The sequence below is a fragment of the Jiella endophytica genome, from assembly GCF_004519335.1.
GTDB lineage: Bacteria > Pseudomonadota > Alphaproteobacteria > Rhizobiales > Rhizobiaceae > Jiella > Jiella endophytica.
Map to the genome: position 1 here is coordinate 415,695 of NZ_SOZD01000001.1, position 15,014 is coordinate 430,708.

13 protein-coding genes and 1 pseudogene are annotated in these 15,014 nt (G+C 66.4%); 3 read left to right on the forward strand and 11 right to left on the reverse strand.

The features are described from left to right. The first annotated feature begins 9 nt into the window (after positions 1 to 9). Positions 10 to 1,689, forward strand: coding sequence for a urocanate hydratase (hutU, locus tag E3C22_RS01990; RefSeq protein WP_134759719.1), 1,680 nt, complete (start codon positions 10 to 12; stop codon positions 1,687 to 1,689). A gap of 59 nt (positions 1,690 to 1,748) precedes the next feature. On the opposite strand, the gene E3C22_RS01995 is transcribed toward hutU, so the two are convergent. From E3C22_RS01995 to E3C22_RS02015, 5 genes are all read right to left on the reverse strand, one after another. Then, on the reverse strand, positions 1,749 to 3,251 hold the full coding sequence (locus E3C22_RS01995) for an MFS transporter (protein WP_134759721.1): 1,503 nt from the start codon (positions 3,249 to 3,251) through the stop codon (positions 1,749 to 1,751). A 157-nt stretch (positions 3,252 to 3,408) separates the two neighbouring features. Further along, positions 3,409 to 4,200, reverse strand: a complete 792-nt coding sequence (locus tag E3C22_RS02000) for a DUF899 domain-containing protein (RefSeq protein ID WP_206026885.1) — start codon at positions 4,198 to 4,200, stop codon at positions 3,409 to 3,411. Positions 4,201 to 4,304: 104 nt separating this feature from the next. Continuing rightward, positions 4,305 to 4,961: a glutathione S-transferase family protein gene (locus tag E3C22_RS02005; RefSeq protein ID WP_134759724.1), complete on the reverse strand. Its 657-nt coding sequence runs from the start codon at positions 4,959 to 4,961 to the stop codon at positions 4,305 to 4,307. A 1-nt stretch (position 4,962) separates the two neighbouring features. After that, entirely contained in the window at positions 4,963 to 5,424 is a 462-nt protein-coding gene (locus E3C22_RS02010) for an SRPBCC family protein (protein ID WP_134759727.1), read from the reverse strand. Next, on the reverse strand, positions 5,421 to 5,750 hold the full coding sequence (locus tag E3C22_RS02015; protein WP_134759729.1) for an ArsR/SmtB family transcription factor: 330 nt from the start codon (positions 5,748 to 5,750) through the stop codon (positions 5,421 to 5,423). The genes E3C22_RS02010 and E3C22_RS02015 overlap by 4 nt, the downstream gene beginning before the upstream one ends. Before the next feature lie 146 nt (positions 5,751 to 5,896). On the opposite strand from E3C22_RS02015, the gene argE reads away from it, so the two are divergent. Further along, the gene (argE, locus tag E3C22_RS02020; RefSeq protein WP_134759731.1) at positions 5,897 to 7,045 is read left to right on the forward strand and encodes an acetylornithine deacetylase; all 1,149 of its coding nucleotides are present in this window, start codon (positions 5,897 to 5,899) and stop codon (positions 7,043 to 7,045) included. A gap of 12 nt (positions 7,046 to 7,057) precedes the next feature. Here argE and speB read toward each other — a convergent pair whose 3' ends face one another. Continuing rightward, positions 7,058 to 7,942, reverse strand: a complete 885-nt coding sequence (gene speB / locus E3C22_RS02025) for an agmatinase (RefSeq protein WP_134760895.1) — start codon at positions 7,940 to 7,942, stop codon at positions 7,058 to 7,060. Between the two features lie 132 nt (positions 7,943 to 8,074). Then, complete coding sequence (locus tag E3C22_RS02030; protein WP_134759733.1) at positions 8,075 to 9,238, reverse strand: aromatic ring-hydroxylating oxygenase subunit alpha; 1,164 nt, start codon at positions 9,236 to 9,238, stop codon at positions 8,075 to 8,077. Between the two features lie 384 nt (positions 9,239 to 9,622). On the opposite strand from E3C22_RS02030, the gene E3C22_RS02035 reads away from it, so the two are divergent. Beyond that, positions 9,623 to 10,894 (forward strand): adenylate/guanylate cyclase domain-containing protein, encoded by a 1,272-nt coding sequence (locus tag E3C22_RS02035; protein ID WP_134759735.1) that lies wholly within the window; start codon positions 9,623 to 9,625, stop codon positions 10,892 to 10,894. 70 nt (positions 10,895 to 10,964) lie between these two features. Here the strand turns inward: E3C22_RS02035 and E3C22_RS02040 are convergent, their stop codons facing one another. The 4 genes and pseudogenes from E3C22_RS02040 to cyoB all read right to left on the reverse strand — a co-directional run bounded on the left by E3C22_RS02040 (position 10,965) and on the right by cyoB (position 14,981). Continuing rightward, a complete protein-coding gene (locus E3C22_RS02040) occupies positions 10,965 to 11,771 on the reverse strand; it encodes an SURF1 family protein (RefSeq protein ID WP_245514710.1) in 807 nt (268 codons plus the stop codon). 204 nt (positions 11,772 to 11,975) lie between these two features. Further along, positions 11,976 to 12,347 (reverse strand): annotated as a pseudogene (gene cyoD / locus E3C22_RS02045) (cytochrome o ubiquinol oxidase subunit IV); the annotation flags it as partial. Further along, positions 12,347 to 12,973: a cytochrome o ubiquinol oxidase subunit III gene (gene cyoC, locus E3C22_RS02050; protein ID WP_134759739.1), complete on the reverse strand. Its 627-nt coding sequence runs from the start codon at positions 12,971 to 12,973 to the stop codon at positions 12,347 to 12,349. The gene cyoC and the pseudogene cyoD, both read right to left, overlap by 1 nt. A 4-nt stretch (positions 12,974 to 12,977) precedes the next feature. Then, positions 12,978 to 14,981 carry a cytochrome o ubiquinol oxidase subunit I gene (gene cyoB, locus E3C22_RS02055; protein WP_134759741.1) on the reverse strand — a complete coding sequence of 668 codons (2,004 nt, stop codon included), beginning with the start codon at positions 14,979 to 14,981 and terminating at the stop codon, positions 12,978 to 12,980. Between the last annotated feature and the right edge of the window lie 33 nt (positions 14,982 to 15,014).

Consider the following 15,014-nt stretch of genomic DNA (forward strand, 5'->3'; position numbering starts at 1 on the left):
GCCTCTTCCATGACTACGACGCCGATCCGCCTCGACAACGCCCGCAGGATCGCCGCGCCGCGCGGCACCGAAATCTCGGCGAAAAGCTGGCTGACCGAAGCGCCGCTGCGCATGCTGATGAACAATCTCGACGCCGAGGTCGCCGAAAAGCCGCAGGAGCTGGTGGTCTATGGCGGCATCGGCCGGGCGGCCCGGGACTGGCAGAGTTTTGACCGCATCGTCGCGGCCCTGCGCGAGCTGGAATCCGACGAGACGCTGCTCGTCCAGTCCGGCAAGCCGGTCGGCGTCTTCCGCACCCACAAGGACGCACCGCGCGTCCTCATCGCCAATTCCAACCTCGTGCCGCACTGGGCGACCTGGGACCATTTCAACGAGCTCGATAAGAAGGGGCTCGCCATGTACGGCCAGATGACGGCCGGCTCATGGATCTATATCGGCTCGCAGGGGATCGTGCAGGGCACGTATGAAACCTTTGTCGAGATGGGCCGCCAGCATTATGGCGGCGACCTCTCCGGCCGCTGGATCCTCACCGCCGGGCTCGGCGGCATGGGCGGCGCCCAGACGCTCGCGGCCACCATGGCGGGCGCTTCCTGCCTCGCCATCGAATGCAGGCCGTCCTCGATCGATTTTCGCCTGAAGACCGGCTATGTGGACAAACAGGCAAAGGACCTCGACGAGGCTATCGCTTTGATGGAGGAGGCGGCCCGGACGAAGCGGCCGATCTCCGTCGCGCTGCTCGGCAATGCCGCCGAGATCCTGCCCGAGATGGTCAGGCGTGGCGTCAGGCCGGATATCCTCACCGACCAGACCTCGGCCCACGATCCAGTCAACGGTTATCTGCCGGCCGGCTGGACGCTGGCGGATTGGGAGGACAGGCGCGAGCGCGATCCGAAGGCCGTCACCGAAGCCGCCAAGGCCTCGATGGCGGTCCACGTGAAGGCGATGCTCGATCTCTACAGGGCCGGCGTTCCGACCGTCGACTACGGCAACAACATCCGCCAGATGGCGCTGGAGGAAGGGGTCGAGGATGCCTTCGCCTTCCCGGGCTTCGTGCCGGCCTATATCCGGCCGCTGTTCTGCCGCGGTGTCGGGCCGTTCCGCTGGGCGGCGCTCTCCGGTGACCCCGAGGACATCTACAGGACCGACGCCAAGGTGAAGGAACTCCTGCCGGACAACGCTCATCTCCACAACTGGCTCGACATGGCGAAGGAGCGCATCCGCTTTCAGGGACTTCCGTCGCGGATCTGCTGGGTCGGCCTCGGCGACCGTCACCGCCTCGGCCTCGCCTTCAACGAGATGGTCGCCTCGGGCGAGTTGAAGGCGCCGGTGGTGATCGGCCGCGACCATCTCGATTCCGGCTCCGTCGCCTCGCCGAACCGCGAGACCGAGGCGATGCAGGACGGCTCCGACGCCGTCTCCGACTGGCCGCTGCTGAATGCGCTCCTAAACACAGCCTCCGGCGCGACCTGGGTATCGCTGCACCACGGCGGCGGCGTCGGCATGGGCTTTTCCCAGCATGCCGGCATGGTGATCGTCGCCGACGGCACCGAGGACGCCGCCCGCCGGCTCGAACGCGTGCTCTGGAACGACCCCGCCACCGGCGTCATGCGTCATGCCGATGCCGGCTATGAGGATGCGCTGGATTGCGCGCGGGATAAGGGGCTGAACCTCCCGGGCATCCTCGGCTGACCGATCGCTCCCGCGACCTCAGAGGCGCGCAGCGTCGCCTCGGCACCGTCCACGCTGGGCTACAGCCGACGGATCGGCAGGCTCCAGGCAAGGGCCAGCGCCATGAAGGAAAAGCCGGCAATGCAGAGGAAGGCGTTGCGGAAGGCGTCCTGAAGACGGCCCTCGATTGCCGTCTGCTCAGCTGCGCCGAGGCTGTCGAGGGCCTGCGGGCCTTCCTGCAGGATCCGCGCGAACGCCTCTCCGGCACCGGGATTGCCGTGGGTCATCGTGGCGAACAGCACGGTTGCGACCAGCGCCGTGCCCACCGCCGCGCCGAGCGAGCGGGAGAACTGCACGGTCGCGGCACCGGCGCCGAGCTGTTCGCGCCCCGAGGCAAGCTGCACCGTCAGCTGCACGACGCCCATCACCGTCCCCATGAAGATGGAGATCAGGCCGAATCCCCAGCTGAGGCTGGTGACCTTCAGGCTCGGCGCCAGGAAGGTGATGGCGAGCAGCGAAATCGCCACGAGCGTCAGCCCCACCGACGGGAAGATGGCGGTGTATCCGGTCCGCCCGACGATGCGGCCGGTGGTGAGCGATCCGACGCCGATCCCCATGGTCATCGGCAGCAGCAGGAAGCCCGTCTCGGCGGCAGAAGCGCCATGCACCATGCGATAATAGAGCGGCAGGAAGGTGATCAGCGAGACCAGCATCGCGCCGTGACAGGCGGCGAGCCCGTCGCAGCGCCAGATCGCCGGATGCTTCAGGAGCGGGATCGGCAGCAGCGGCGAGGGGGCCTGCCTTTCCCGCCGGACGAGCAGCACCACGGCGACCACCGCGAGGACTGCGAGCACCAGCGGCATCAGCGCGACGCCGGACGCAAGCTGCTGGGCCTGTTCCAGCATGATCAGCGTCGATGCGATGAAGGCGGCGAAGAGCACGAGGCCGGGCGTGTCGAAGCGGAAGTTTTCTCCCGTCCCCTGGCGGTTCGGCAGCCGCATCGTCATCGCCACGGCGGCAAGACCGATCGGAATATTGACGAGAAACACCGACGGCCAGCCGAAATGCTCGGTCAGAAAGCCGCCCGCCACCGGGCCGAAGGCGCTGGAGGAGACCGCGACGGCGGCGAGATAGCCCTGATAGCGCGCCCTGTCGCGCGGCGGGATCGCTTCGCCGACCAGCGCCTGCGACAGCGTCATCAGCCCGCCGCCGCCAGCGCCCTGCAGGATGCGGGCGATGGTCAGCATCAGGATGCTCTGGGAGAGGGCGCAGAGCAATGATGCTCCCATGAAGATCGCCAGCGCCACGAACATCAGCCGCCGACGGCCGAAGACGTCGCCGAGCCGGCCATAGACCGGCGCGGCTATGGTCGTCGCGACGAGATAGGACACCACCACCCAGGACAGCCGGTCGACGTCGCCGAGCGAGGCGGCGATGGCCGGCAGCGCCGTCGCGACGATCGTCTGGTCGACGACGGCGAGGAACATCGGCAGGACGATGGAGGGAAAGAGCGCGAGGAAGCTCTGGCGTGAGCGGTTCGGGGCGCCGTCGTCAGGCGGCTCCGACGCATCGGTCTGGGGCATCTGCGGGAAGTCTTCGGTGGGAGTGACGTGGCAGCATCACTTACCTATGTCGGCCGGCCGCGGGGTGAAGATCGCCGCGCTTTTTGGCTCGTCGTCAAGCCGTCTTTCGACGTTGCCGGCCAGGATCGCGTCCGGCATGTCGCCATGGCAGGGATGCTTACCTCTCCGTCGGCTCGGGGCGATTCCGGAACGCCGCTTCGCCCGCCTCGGAGACCTCGACCCAGCGCTGGTCGGGCGCGGCGGCCGCGTCGTAGCCATCGTGCCAGTTCCACCATTTGTAGGGCGGCGTCTGCGGATAGCCTTGCGGCGAATCCTCCCAGCTTTCCTGACGGCCGAGCGGCGTCATGTCGAGGTAGCTCCAGGTCGTGCCGATCGCCTCGTCGCCGCGGCTGTTGATGAAGTAGGTCCGGTAGATCCTGCCGTTCTCTCGAAAGAAGACATTGTGCCCATGCCACTGGTCGACGCCGAAATCGAGATCGAACTCGTCAGTCAGCGAGTACCAGGGGATTTCCCAGCCGTTTTTCGTCTTGAGACGGGCAATATCGTTCTGCGGCGCTCTGGAAACGTAGGCGAGAGTCGTGTCGCGGGCATTGAGATGGGCAAGATGGGCAACCTGGTCGGCGACCATGGAACAGCCCCGGCAGGCTTGCTCCGGCCAGCCGAAGACCCCGGGCTCGAAGAAGGCGCGGTAGACGATCAGCTGGCGGCGACCCTCGAAGAGGTCTTCGAGGCCGACGCGGCCCTCCGGTCCCTCGAAGGCATAGGACTTATCGACTTCAAGCCATGGCATCCGGCGCCGCTCCGCCGCCAGCGCGTCGCGGGCCCGGGTGTGGGCCTTTTCGCGCGATAGCATCGCGGCATGGGCCGCGTTCCATTCCTCCCGCGAGACGACCGCGGGTCTCTCTTGCGAAAGCCGACTTCCGCGGTCGAGCGGCTGTGATGACATCATGGGTCTTCATCCCGTGTTCTGGCGGCTGCGTCGAACGCCCGGACGCGGCCGGGCGCTCCGTCTGCAGGCGTGTCCAGTCGGTTGCCGCGACGCGGCCCGGTCGTTCACGCGGCGACGGCGCTCTCGCGGTAGCCGGCGATCTGCTCGTCGAGTGCCCGCCGAAACGCGGGTCGCGCTTCGCAGCGGGTCTGGTAGCGCTTCACCGGCCCGTATTCCGCCACCAGATCGGTGTGCCCGATGAGCCTCAGAACGGTGGTCATCAGGATGTCGGCGGCGGAGAAGCGACCGGTGAGGTAGTCCCGGCCATCGAGCCAGGTCGCGAGGGCGTCGAGGCGTGTCCTGACGGCCTCGACGGCGCCGGGGCGCCGCAGCTTCGCCCAGTCCTGATCGGCGTGCTGGAGATCGAGGACCGAAAGTTCGTTCAGCGGAAGCTCCATCGTGTTGAGCGCGGCGAACATCCAGGTCAGTGTCTCGGCGCGCCCGTCGGCATCCTCCGGCATCAGGGCGGGGGAGGTTTCGGCGATCCTGTAGAGGATCGCGCCGGACTCGAACATCGTCCTGCCGTCTGCCGCAAAGACCGGGACGAGGCCGAAGGGGTGGCTGCGCCGGTGGCTCTCCGAATGCCGCTCGCTGACCTCGACTGCCGCCGTTTCATAGGCGATCCCCGCCTCGTTGAGGGCCCAGCGCACCCGCAGATCCCTCACCAGCCCTTCGGCAAAACTCGGCACCTTGCGGAAGCCGGTCACGATTGCGTCCTGCATGTCACACCTCCTCTGCGGCGAGTTCGTCCACCCTGCGGACGACCTTCGGCCAGCCGTTGCTCATGTTCCTGAAGCTGAAATCGTTCTGCGGCCGGAAGCCGGAATGGACGAGGCGAAGCCGCGTGCCGGCTTCCGACTGGGCGAGCGTCCAGGTGACGACGGTGTCGAGAAGCGAGCCATATTCGGTGTTGGCCTCGTCGCCGCCCTTCCAGCTGTGCGCCAGCCGCTCGTTCGCGACGACTTCGAGGACTTCGCATCGGATCAGGCCGTCCCACGGACCTGCCGGCGTCGTCTGGAAGGTGAAGCGGTTGCCGACCACCGGCTCGAAGCCGGTCGGCTTCATCAGCCAGCGGCCCATCAGATCCGGGTCGGTCAACACCTTCCACAAGGTCGCAGCCGCGTGGGGAAAGGTCTCCTCGACGACGATGTCGCGGGTGTGCGAGGCAAGGTCCACGGCGATCATGGATCGATCTCCTTCAACAAGACTTCCAGTCGTTCGAACCTGCCTCGCCAGAAGGCGGCGTAGTGGTCCATCCAGTCGGCCAGCGGTTCGAGGCCCTCGGGCTTCGCGCGGTAGAAGACCCGCCGCCCTTCCGGGCGTTCGCTGACGAGGCCGGCAAGCTTCAGCTGTTTGAGATGTTGCGAGATCGCGCCCTGCGTCACGCCGCTGCCGCGGGTCAGTTCGACGACGGTCACTTCGTCGGCCTGGGCGATCCGCTCCAGCACCGCCCGCCGCGTCGGATCGGCGAGGGCGCGCATCACGGTGGTGACGGAGGTTGTCTGGCTCATGGCAGTATCATTAGCGATCTCTAATCGATGAGTCAACGCTAATGCATGACCCCGCCCGGCATTCGCGGTCCGGCTCGGCCGGCAGCTTGTGTCGGCGCCGGCGACGGGCGAGGGTGGGTGCTTCCATCCCAGCCGAGTCGCCGCGCATGCAGACCATCTCCATCCTCGAGCGCCTGATCGCCTTTCCGACACTGTCGCGCACCCCGAACCTGCCGCTCTTGGACTATGTCGCGGAGCTCCTCTTGGGCGTCGGCGCGCGCATCGACTGGGTGCGTCACGAGAGCGGCGAGCGGGCCAATCTCTTCGCCACGATCGGGCCGGAGGGCGTGCCCGGCGTCATGCTCTCCGGCCACACCGATGTCGTCCCGGTGGAGGGGCAGGACTGGACGGTCGATCCCTTCGCGATGACGCGCCGTGACGGCCGGCTCTATGGCCGCGGCACCGCCGACATGAAGGGCTTCGTCGCGTCCGCGGTGGCGGCGGCGCTCAGCGCCTCCAGGCGGCACCTCAGGACCCCGCTGCATCTGGCGCTATCCTACGACGAGGAGATCGGCTGCATCGGCGTGCGGGACCTCGTCGACATCCTGGCAAAGGCACCGGTGAAGCCGCTGATGTGCATCGTCGGCGAGCCGACCGAGCTGAAGGTCGCGACTGGACACAAGGGCAAGGGCTTCTACCGCGCCACCTGCAAAGGCAGGGAGGGGCACACGGCGCTCGCCCCCAGGGCGATGAACGCGCTCCATCTTGCCGCGGACTTCTCCCGCGCCGTGCGCGACCTCCAGGCAGAGGTGGCGGAAACAGGTGCAAAGGACGACGACTACGACATCCCCTATACGACGCTGCATGTCGGCCGCATCGCCGGCGGCTTGAGCCCCAACATCGTGCCGAACCACGCCGAGGTCGATTTCGAGATCCGCTATCTGGCGGCGGCCGATCCCGAGGCGCTGATCGGCCGCCTGAAGGCCGATGCCGACCGCATCGTTTCGCAGACCGGCGACCGGGACGCCGCCATTTCGATCGAGACCACCCGCGGCTATCCGGGCCTCGACACGGCGCCGGGCGCCGGCGTCGTCGACTTCGTCCGCTCGCTCACCGGGGAGAACGCCACGATCAAGGTCGCCTTCGGCACGGAAGGCGGATTGTTCTCCGAGGCGGCGGGAATCCCGACGGTGATCTGCGGGCCCGGCTCGATGAACCAGGGTCACCGGCCGGACGAGTTCGTCAGCGAGGAGCAGCTCGCCCGCTGCGACGCCATGCTCGGCGCCCTAATCGACCGGCTCGAGGCCGGGCTCTGACGAATCGTCGGGTTATCCGCCCCTGCGCGCCGTCGCCTGCGCCATGACGCAGAGCAGCTCGAACATCATCGTCGCGCCGGTGAGCGCGGTGATGCCGCTCGGATCGAGCGGTGGCGAGACCTCGACGACGTCCGCCCCGACGATGTCGACGCCGGCAAGCCCGCGCACCAGCGCCTGCGCCTGGAAGGTGGTGATGCCGCCGATCTCCGGCGTGCCGGTGCCGGGTGCGAAGGCCGGATCGATGATGTCGATGTCGAAGGAGACGTAGGTCTCGGCTGCACCGGCGATCTCGCGCGCCTCGGCCATCACGTCGGCGACGCCGCGTGCCATCAGTTCCTCGATGAAGATCATCCGGATGCCTTCGGCCTTGGCGAAATCGAAATTCGCCGCATCCGAGATCGCGCCCCGAAGGCCGATCTGCACCATGCGCTTCGGGTCGAGCAGGCCTTCCTCGACGGCCCGGCGGAACGGCGTACCGTGATTGTAGCGGTTTCCGAAGAATTCGTCGTAAGTATCCGAATGCGCGTCGAAATGGATGAGGGCGCGGGGTGCGCCGCGCAACAGGCCGCGCAGGATCGGCAGGGTGATCAGATGATCGCCGCCGGCGGTCAGCGGAATGGCGCCTGCCGCCGCGACCTCGTGGTAGAAGCCGGTGATCCGCTCGATGCTGTCGGCCGGGTCGACCGGGTTCACCGGCGCGTCGCCGCAATCGGCGATCCCGGCGAGATCGTAGGGCGAGGTCAGGCTCGTATGATGGAACGGGCGGACGAGGCTCGACTGGTTGCGGATCTCGCGCGGCCCGTGGCGGGCGCCGGTGCGGTTGGTGGTGCCGCCGTCGAAGGGAATGCCGAGGAGCGCGATGTCCACCTCGTCGGGCCGCGCGACAGGCAGGCGCATGAAGCTCGCCGGGCCGGCAAAGCGCGGCACTTCGGCGGAATCGAGCGGGCGAAAGCGGCGATCGTCGGCCACGGCGTCAAGCTCCGGTGGGGATTGATATCGGCAGGGTGGACGCGCGGGGTAACGGCCGGATCAGCCGGCCCGCGCCCGTCCCGCCTCGATCAGCCGCGAAATATATTGCGCGAACTCGAAGTTCGGCCGCTCGAGATGCGACAGCGGGCCGGGCTCGCTGAGCTGGCTGCAAAGGCCCCTGTAGACGCGCTCGGTGCAGCCGCGATCCTCGACATTGACGTCGTCGAGCAGCGCCTTCACCGCCTCGAAGTGCCCGCGCGCCTCCGGATCGCCGACATAGTCCGGCGACATGCCGCCGCCATAGAGGATCTTGACGTGATCCGGGCCGTCCGGATGCAGGCTGAGATACCAGAAATAGCCGTTGGTCAGCGAGATGAAGAGGGCGGGATAGACCGACAGGAGCCAGGTGGTGCGCCGCTGGTCGCCGGTGAGCGTGGTGTTGTCCGGATGGGCAAGTGCCAGCGGCACGGCGTCGTTGCGCAGGATGAAGTGGTAGTTGAAGGCCTCGGTGCCTTCCGGGAGCGTCATCTTCATCAGGTCGTCGGCCGAGCCGCCGATCGTGCCGGCGTGGCAGGCCGGCAGGTGATAGCTCTCCATGAAGTTCTCGGCGAGGACCTTCCAGTTGGTGTTCCAGCGATGCTCCTCGCGGAAGGTCTCGGTGTAGTTTTCCATGCCAAGATAGCCGACCAGCGCCTCAACGTCCTTCAGCCGCTCGGCCGGGCTCGGCGCATCCGGGTTCAGCGTCACCATGATCCAGCCGAGCCATTCCTCGCAGCGGATCTCGGGAAGCGCGATCTCGTCCCTGCAGAAGCTCTGATTGGCGACCATCGCCGGAGCGCCGCGCAGGGAGCCGTCGAGATTGTAGGTCCAGGCGTGGTAGGGGCAGACGATCGAGCGCACTGTGCCGCGGCCCTGAAGCATCGTGGACATCCGGTGGCGGCAGACATTCGACAGCGCCCGAAGCTGGCCGTCCTTGCCGCGCAGGACGATCACCGGCTCGCCGGCGATCTCCATGGTGAGATAGGCGCCGGGCTCGGCCAGCGCGTCGGCACGGCCGGCGCAGAGCCATTCCCTCGCAAAGATGTGTTCGAGTTCCTGCTGCAGGAAATTCGGCGAGGTATAGACCGATTTCGGCATCGCCAGAGCCGTCTCGAAGGGCACCGAGACATTCGCCGCGAGTTCGTCTGCGGGCGACTCGGCGAGCTTGGGATCGTGGACGTTCATGGCTTGGACCTCGAAGCGGCGGGACGGTCGGGAAGGCTCGCGGGCATCCTGCGACGGACGCTGGAATTCCCCCAAGCCCGAATTTCTAGGATGTTTCGTCGCACTTCGCCAGCACCGAGAGTGCGGTGCACATTTCGTAACCCTTGCGACGACCGCGCGGCCTCCGATCTGCCGCAATGCTGGCCTCGAACACCCGTTCGACCATGCTTTGCAAACCTGCGGGTGAGAGCCCATATACCCGCGAGCCAAACGTCCCGGCAACGGAGCGGCGATTCCTCCGGCATCGCCCGGACGTCTCGGCGCGGCCCCACGGGACCATCGCGCAGCCGCCGGCCCCCACGACGGGGCGCGTTTCGGGCGGCTGCCGCAACAAGGAACATCATCATGGAGCTCGTACGCTCTGCCCCCCTTATCCGATCGCCCCGGGCGGACGGCCAGCTCCTCGAGCGAAAGGCAATCATCGACTGGCTCGTGAAGGACACGAGCCGGGAGCGCTTCGTCGACAATATCTTCCAGGAACTCTGCGACCGCCTGCGGGCCGCCGGCATGCCGGTGGCGCGGGCGACGCTGCATTTCCGCATCCAGCATCCGCAGTGGCTCGGCGCCCGCATCCTGTGGCGCGACGGCGCGCCGGAAGTCGAGATCGAGACCTTCCAGCACGGTGTCCTGGAATCGCCCGGCTATCTCGAAAGCCCCGTCGCGCGGGTCCATGCCGGCGATGCCGAGGTGCGCTGGAGCGTTTCGGACGGTGAGGAGAATCTCGATCAGTACCCGCTGTTCAGGCGACTGCGTGACGAAGGCCTGACCGAATATTTCGCCTGGCCGCTCGAACACACCCTCGGGCGCCGGCATGTCATCACCTTCGCCAGCGACGCTGCTGACGGATTTTCCGACGACGACCGGGCGTTTTTATCCGAGCTGTTGCCGCATTTCGCGCTGGTCAGCGAGATCCGGCTGAAGAACCGCCTCGCCCGCACGCTTCTCGAAACCTATGTCGGTCCCCATGCCAGCGAGGAGATCCTCGCCGGCGCGATCACCCGCGGCAGCGGCACGACGGTCGCCGCTGCGATCATCGTCTGCGACCTGCGCGACTTCACCCACATCTCCGAGCTGTGGCCGCGCGACGACGTGATCGAGATCCTCAACGGCTATTTCGATGCGATCTGCGAGCCGATCGAGCGGCACGGCGGCGAGATCCTGAAATTCATCGGCGACGGCCTCTTGGCGATCTTCCCGCTCGATCGGCCCACCGCCTGCGACGATCTCCTGTCGGCGGTCGACGAGGCGCAGGCGGCGATGGACGCGCTGAATGCCGAGCGCGAGCGCGGTGGCCACGAGATCCTGCGCTACGGCGTCGGCATTCATCTGGGCGATGTGATGTACGGCAATATCGGATCGCGCACGCGCCTCGACTTCACGGTCATCGGCCCTTCGGTCAACGCCGCCTCGCGGCTCGAATCCCTCACCAAGACGCTGAAGCGCCCGGTGCTGGTGTCGAAGGCCTTCGCCGAGCAGGCAAGCTGCAACAGGGCGCTGGAGAGCCTCGGCTCCTACCCGCTGCGCGGTTTCGGCGAGGAGATGGAGGTCTTCTCCTTCTCGATCGATCGCTGGCGGGCATCGATGCCCGAACAGGCGATTACGGCCAAGGCATCCTGAGCGAGGGCGGCCCGGGCGTCTCCGTCCGTCGAGGCAACGGCGCGCGCGCCGGGCAGCGGCGTTCCTGCGCTCAGCCCTCGCGGCGTCGCCCGTGGCGGACGACGACGACGGCTGCGACGACGACCAGCGCCGCCAGGGCAAACCAGGTGAGGGCGTATTGAAGATGCTGGTTGCGGAAGGCGACCCGCGTCAGCCCCTCGATCGGATAGGCGTCCGGTGGAAGGTCGGGCGTCCCCATTTCGACATTCGGCAGTTGCGGCCGTTCGAGTGGTGATCCGGCGTCGATGAAATAGGGCGCGACCGGCCGTTCCAGCTGCTTTTCCGCGGCGATCGCCGTGACGTCGCGGGAATACCAGCGCCCGGCCTTGGGGTCGTTCGATCGCAGGAAGGCGCCGCCCGGCTCGCTGAGCCGCATCAGCCCGGTGACGGAGACCGGTTCGCCGGTCAGCCCGGCATCGGCGAGAAAATCCTTCGAGGGGACGAAGCCGCGATCGACCAGCACGGTGAAGCCGCACTTGTCGCGCAGCGGCGTCATCAGCCAGAAGCCGCCGCCATAGTCGGTGGTCGCCTGGACGAAGACGCTCTTGCCGGCCTCGTAGCGGCCGGTGACGCTGACATGGCGGTATTCGTCGCCGTCGAAGGAGAGCTTCGGCCAGGCCTCCGGGCCAGGGGCCGGAACCGGGGCCGCGGCGACGCGCTGGTTCACCGCCTCGATCAGGGCGAGCTTCCAGCTGCGCCGCTCGATCTGCCAGATGCCGAGGCCGACGAAACCGCAGAACAGCGCGATGCCGACGAGCGCGAGGAGCGCGGCCCGCAGCACACTGCGACGCCGACCCCCTGTCCCGTCTTTCACGTCGATCCTGGCTCCGTCGTCCAACTCGAACGCCTCGCCGTCTTGCTGGCCGGACGCAGCCTACTGACCGGAGCCGCTGCCATTTTGCGATCCGCCCATGGTCATCCCGCCATGGTCGCCATGGCCACTTTCCGTGGATGCGCCGGCCTCTGGCGCGTTCTTGCCGGCGTCGGAAGCGCCGTCCATCGACATGCCCTTCATCTCGAGGCCGTCCATCTGCATGCTGTTGTCCATCGGCATCATGTTGCTGTTCAGGTGGTACATCACCCACAGCGAGCCGGAGATGGTGATCACCACGAGGACGACGGTGAAGATCAGTGCCATGATCGTCCAGCCGCCCTCGGACTTCGCGTCCATGTGGAGGAAGTAGATCATGTGGACGATGATCTGCGCGACGGCGAGGAGGATGACGAGGAGGGACGTGACGACGCCGTCCTCGATCGGTCTCGCCCAGACCAGCCAGAAGGGAATGACCGTGAGGACCACCGACAGGCCGAAGCCGGTCAGGTAGCCGCTCATCGTGGAGTGGGATTCCCCGCTCGGATGGTGGCCGCCGTGGTCGCCGTGGTGCGCGTCGGAGGTGTGGGAGCCAATGCTCATCAAATCACCCGGATGAGATAGACGAAGGTGAAGACGCCGATCCAGACGACGTCCAGAAAGTGCCAGAACATCGACAGGCACATCAGCCGCCGGCGGTTCGGCTCAATCAGGCCGAGTTTCGCCACCTGCACCATCAGGACGACCATCCAGAGGATGCCGAAGGAGACGTGCAGCCCGTGGGTGGCGACCAGCGTGAAGAAGCCCGACAGGAAGCCGCTGCGCTGGGGCGAGGCGCCTTCGTGGATCAGGCCGGCGAACTCGTAGAGCTCGATGCCGACGAAGAGCACGCCGAAGATCGCCGTGACGACCAGCCAGAGCAGCACCGCCTGCTTGTTGCGGTTCTGCATGGCGATCATCGAGAAGCCGTAGGTGATCGAGGAGAACAGCAGCATCGCCGTGTTCACCGCCAGCAGCGGCAGCTCGAAGATCTCCTCGGGGCGTGGCCCCGCCGCATAGTTGGTGGCGAGGACGCCGTAGGTGGCGAACAGGACCGCGAAGATGAGACAGTCGCTCATCAGGTAGATCCAGAAGCCCAGCATGGTGCTGCCGCCCGGCTCGTGCTCGTGCTCGTCGAGCTCGAAGAAGACCGGCGACTTGGCCTCGCCGCCATCGATGACGTTTTCCATCAGATCAGCTCCGTGCGGCCACGGCATTGGCGAAGGCACGCTCGGATGCCGCCACCTCGTCCGCCGGGATGTAGTAGTCCCGGTTGTAGTTGAAGGTGTGCCAGATCGTGGCGACGATGATGCCGACGAAGCTGATCGCCGCGAGCCACCAGATGTACCAGATCAGGGCGAAGCCGCAGATCGTCGCCAGCGCCGCGATGACGACGCCAGCCCCGGTGTTCTTCGGCATGTGGATCGGCTTGAAGCCCTCCATCGGCCGCTCAAAACCGCGCTTCTTCATGTCGGCATAGGTGTCGAGGCCGTGCACCACCGGGGTGAAGGCGAAGTTGTAGTGCGGCGGTGGTGAGGAGGTCGCCCATTCCAGGGTGCGGCCGTCCCACGGATCGCCGGTGGTGTCGGCGAGCGCCTCCCGGTTGCGGATCGAGACAAAGATCTGGACCAGGAAGGCGGCGATGCCGCAGGCGATCAGCGCCGCGCCGAAGGCGGCGATGATGAACCAGATGTGCAGCGACGGATCGTGGAACACCCGCAGGCGCCGGGTCACGCCCATCAGGCCGAGCACGTAGAGCGGCATGAAGGCGAAGTAGAAGCCGACCACCCAGAACCAGAAGCTCACCGTGCCCCAGAACCTGTCGAGCTTGAAGCCGAAGGCCTTGGGGAACCAGTAGTTGATGCCGGCGAACATGCCGAACAGGACGCCGCCGATGATCACGTTGTGGAAGTGGGCGACGAGGAACAGCGAGTTGTGGGTGACGAAGTCGACCGGCGGCACGGCAAGGAGGACGCCTGTCATGCCGCCGAGGGTGAAGGTCACCAGGAAGGCGATCGTCCACATGATCGGCAGTTCGAAGCGCACCCGGCCGCGATACATGGTGAACAGCCAGTTGAAGATCTTCGCTCCCGTCGGGATCGAGATGATCATCGTGGTGATGCCGAAGAATGAGTTGACGCTCGCCCCGTTGCCCATGGTGAAGAAGTGATGGAGCCAGACGAGATAGGCGAGGATGGTGATCACCACCGTCGCGTAGACCATCGAGGTGTAGCCGAACAGCCGCTTGCCCGAGAAGGTCGCGGTGACCTCCGAATAGATGCCGAAGCACGGCAGGATGAGGATGTAGACCTCCGGATGGCCCCAGATCCAGATGAGGTTGAAATACATCATCGAATTGCCGCCGAGATCGTTCGTAAAGAAATGCGTCCCCACGTAGCGATCGAGCGAGAGAAGGGCCAGAACCGCGGTCAGCACCGGGAATGAGGCGACGATCAGGATGTTGGTGCAGAGCGCCGTCCAGGTGAAGATCGGCATGCGCATCATGGTCATGCCGGGTGCCCGCATCTTGATGATGGTCACCAGGAAGTTGACGCCCGATAACAGAGTGCCGACGCCGGCGATCTGCAGACCCCAGATGTAGTAATCGACGCCGACGCCCGGACTGTTCGCGGCGTCCGCGAGCGGCGGGAAGGCGAGCCAGCCGGTGCGGGCGAATTCGCCGATGAACAGCGACAGCATGACGATGATGACGCCACCGGCGGTCATCCAGAAGCTGAAATTGTTGAGGAAGGGAAAGGCGACGTCGCGGGCGCCGATCTGCAGCGGCACGACGATGTTCATCACGCCGACGATCAGCGGCATCGCCACGAAGAAGATCATGATGACGCCGTGGGCGGAAAACACCTGATCGTAGTGGTGGGCGGGCAGGAAGCCTTCCGAGCCGTTGAAGGCGATCGCCTGCTGGGCGCGCATCATCAGCGCGTCGGCGAAGCCGCGCAGCAGCATGACGATGGCGAGCACCATGTACATGATGCCGATCTTCTTGTGATCGACGCTGGTGAACCACTCGTTCCAGAGATAGCCCCAGAGCTTGAAGTAGGTCAGCGCGCCGAGGAGCGCGAGGCCGCCGATTGCCACGACCGCGAAGGTGCCGATAAGGATCGGCTCGTGATAGGGGATCGAGTCGAGCGTCAGGCGCCCGAAGATCAGCCGTGTGAGATCCGTATTGCCCAGCATGGAAATCGTCTCTTGCTGTTAGCTGGCGTGCCC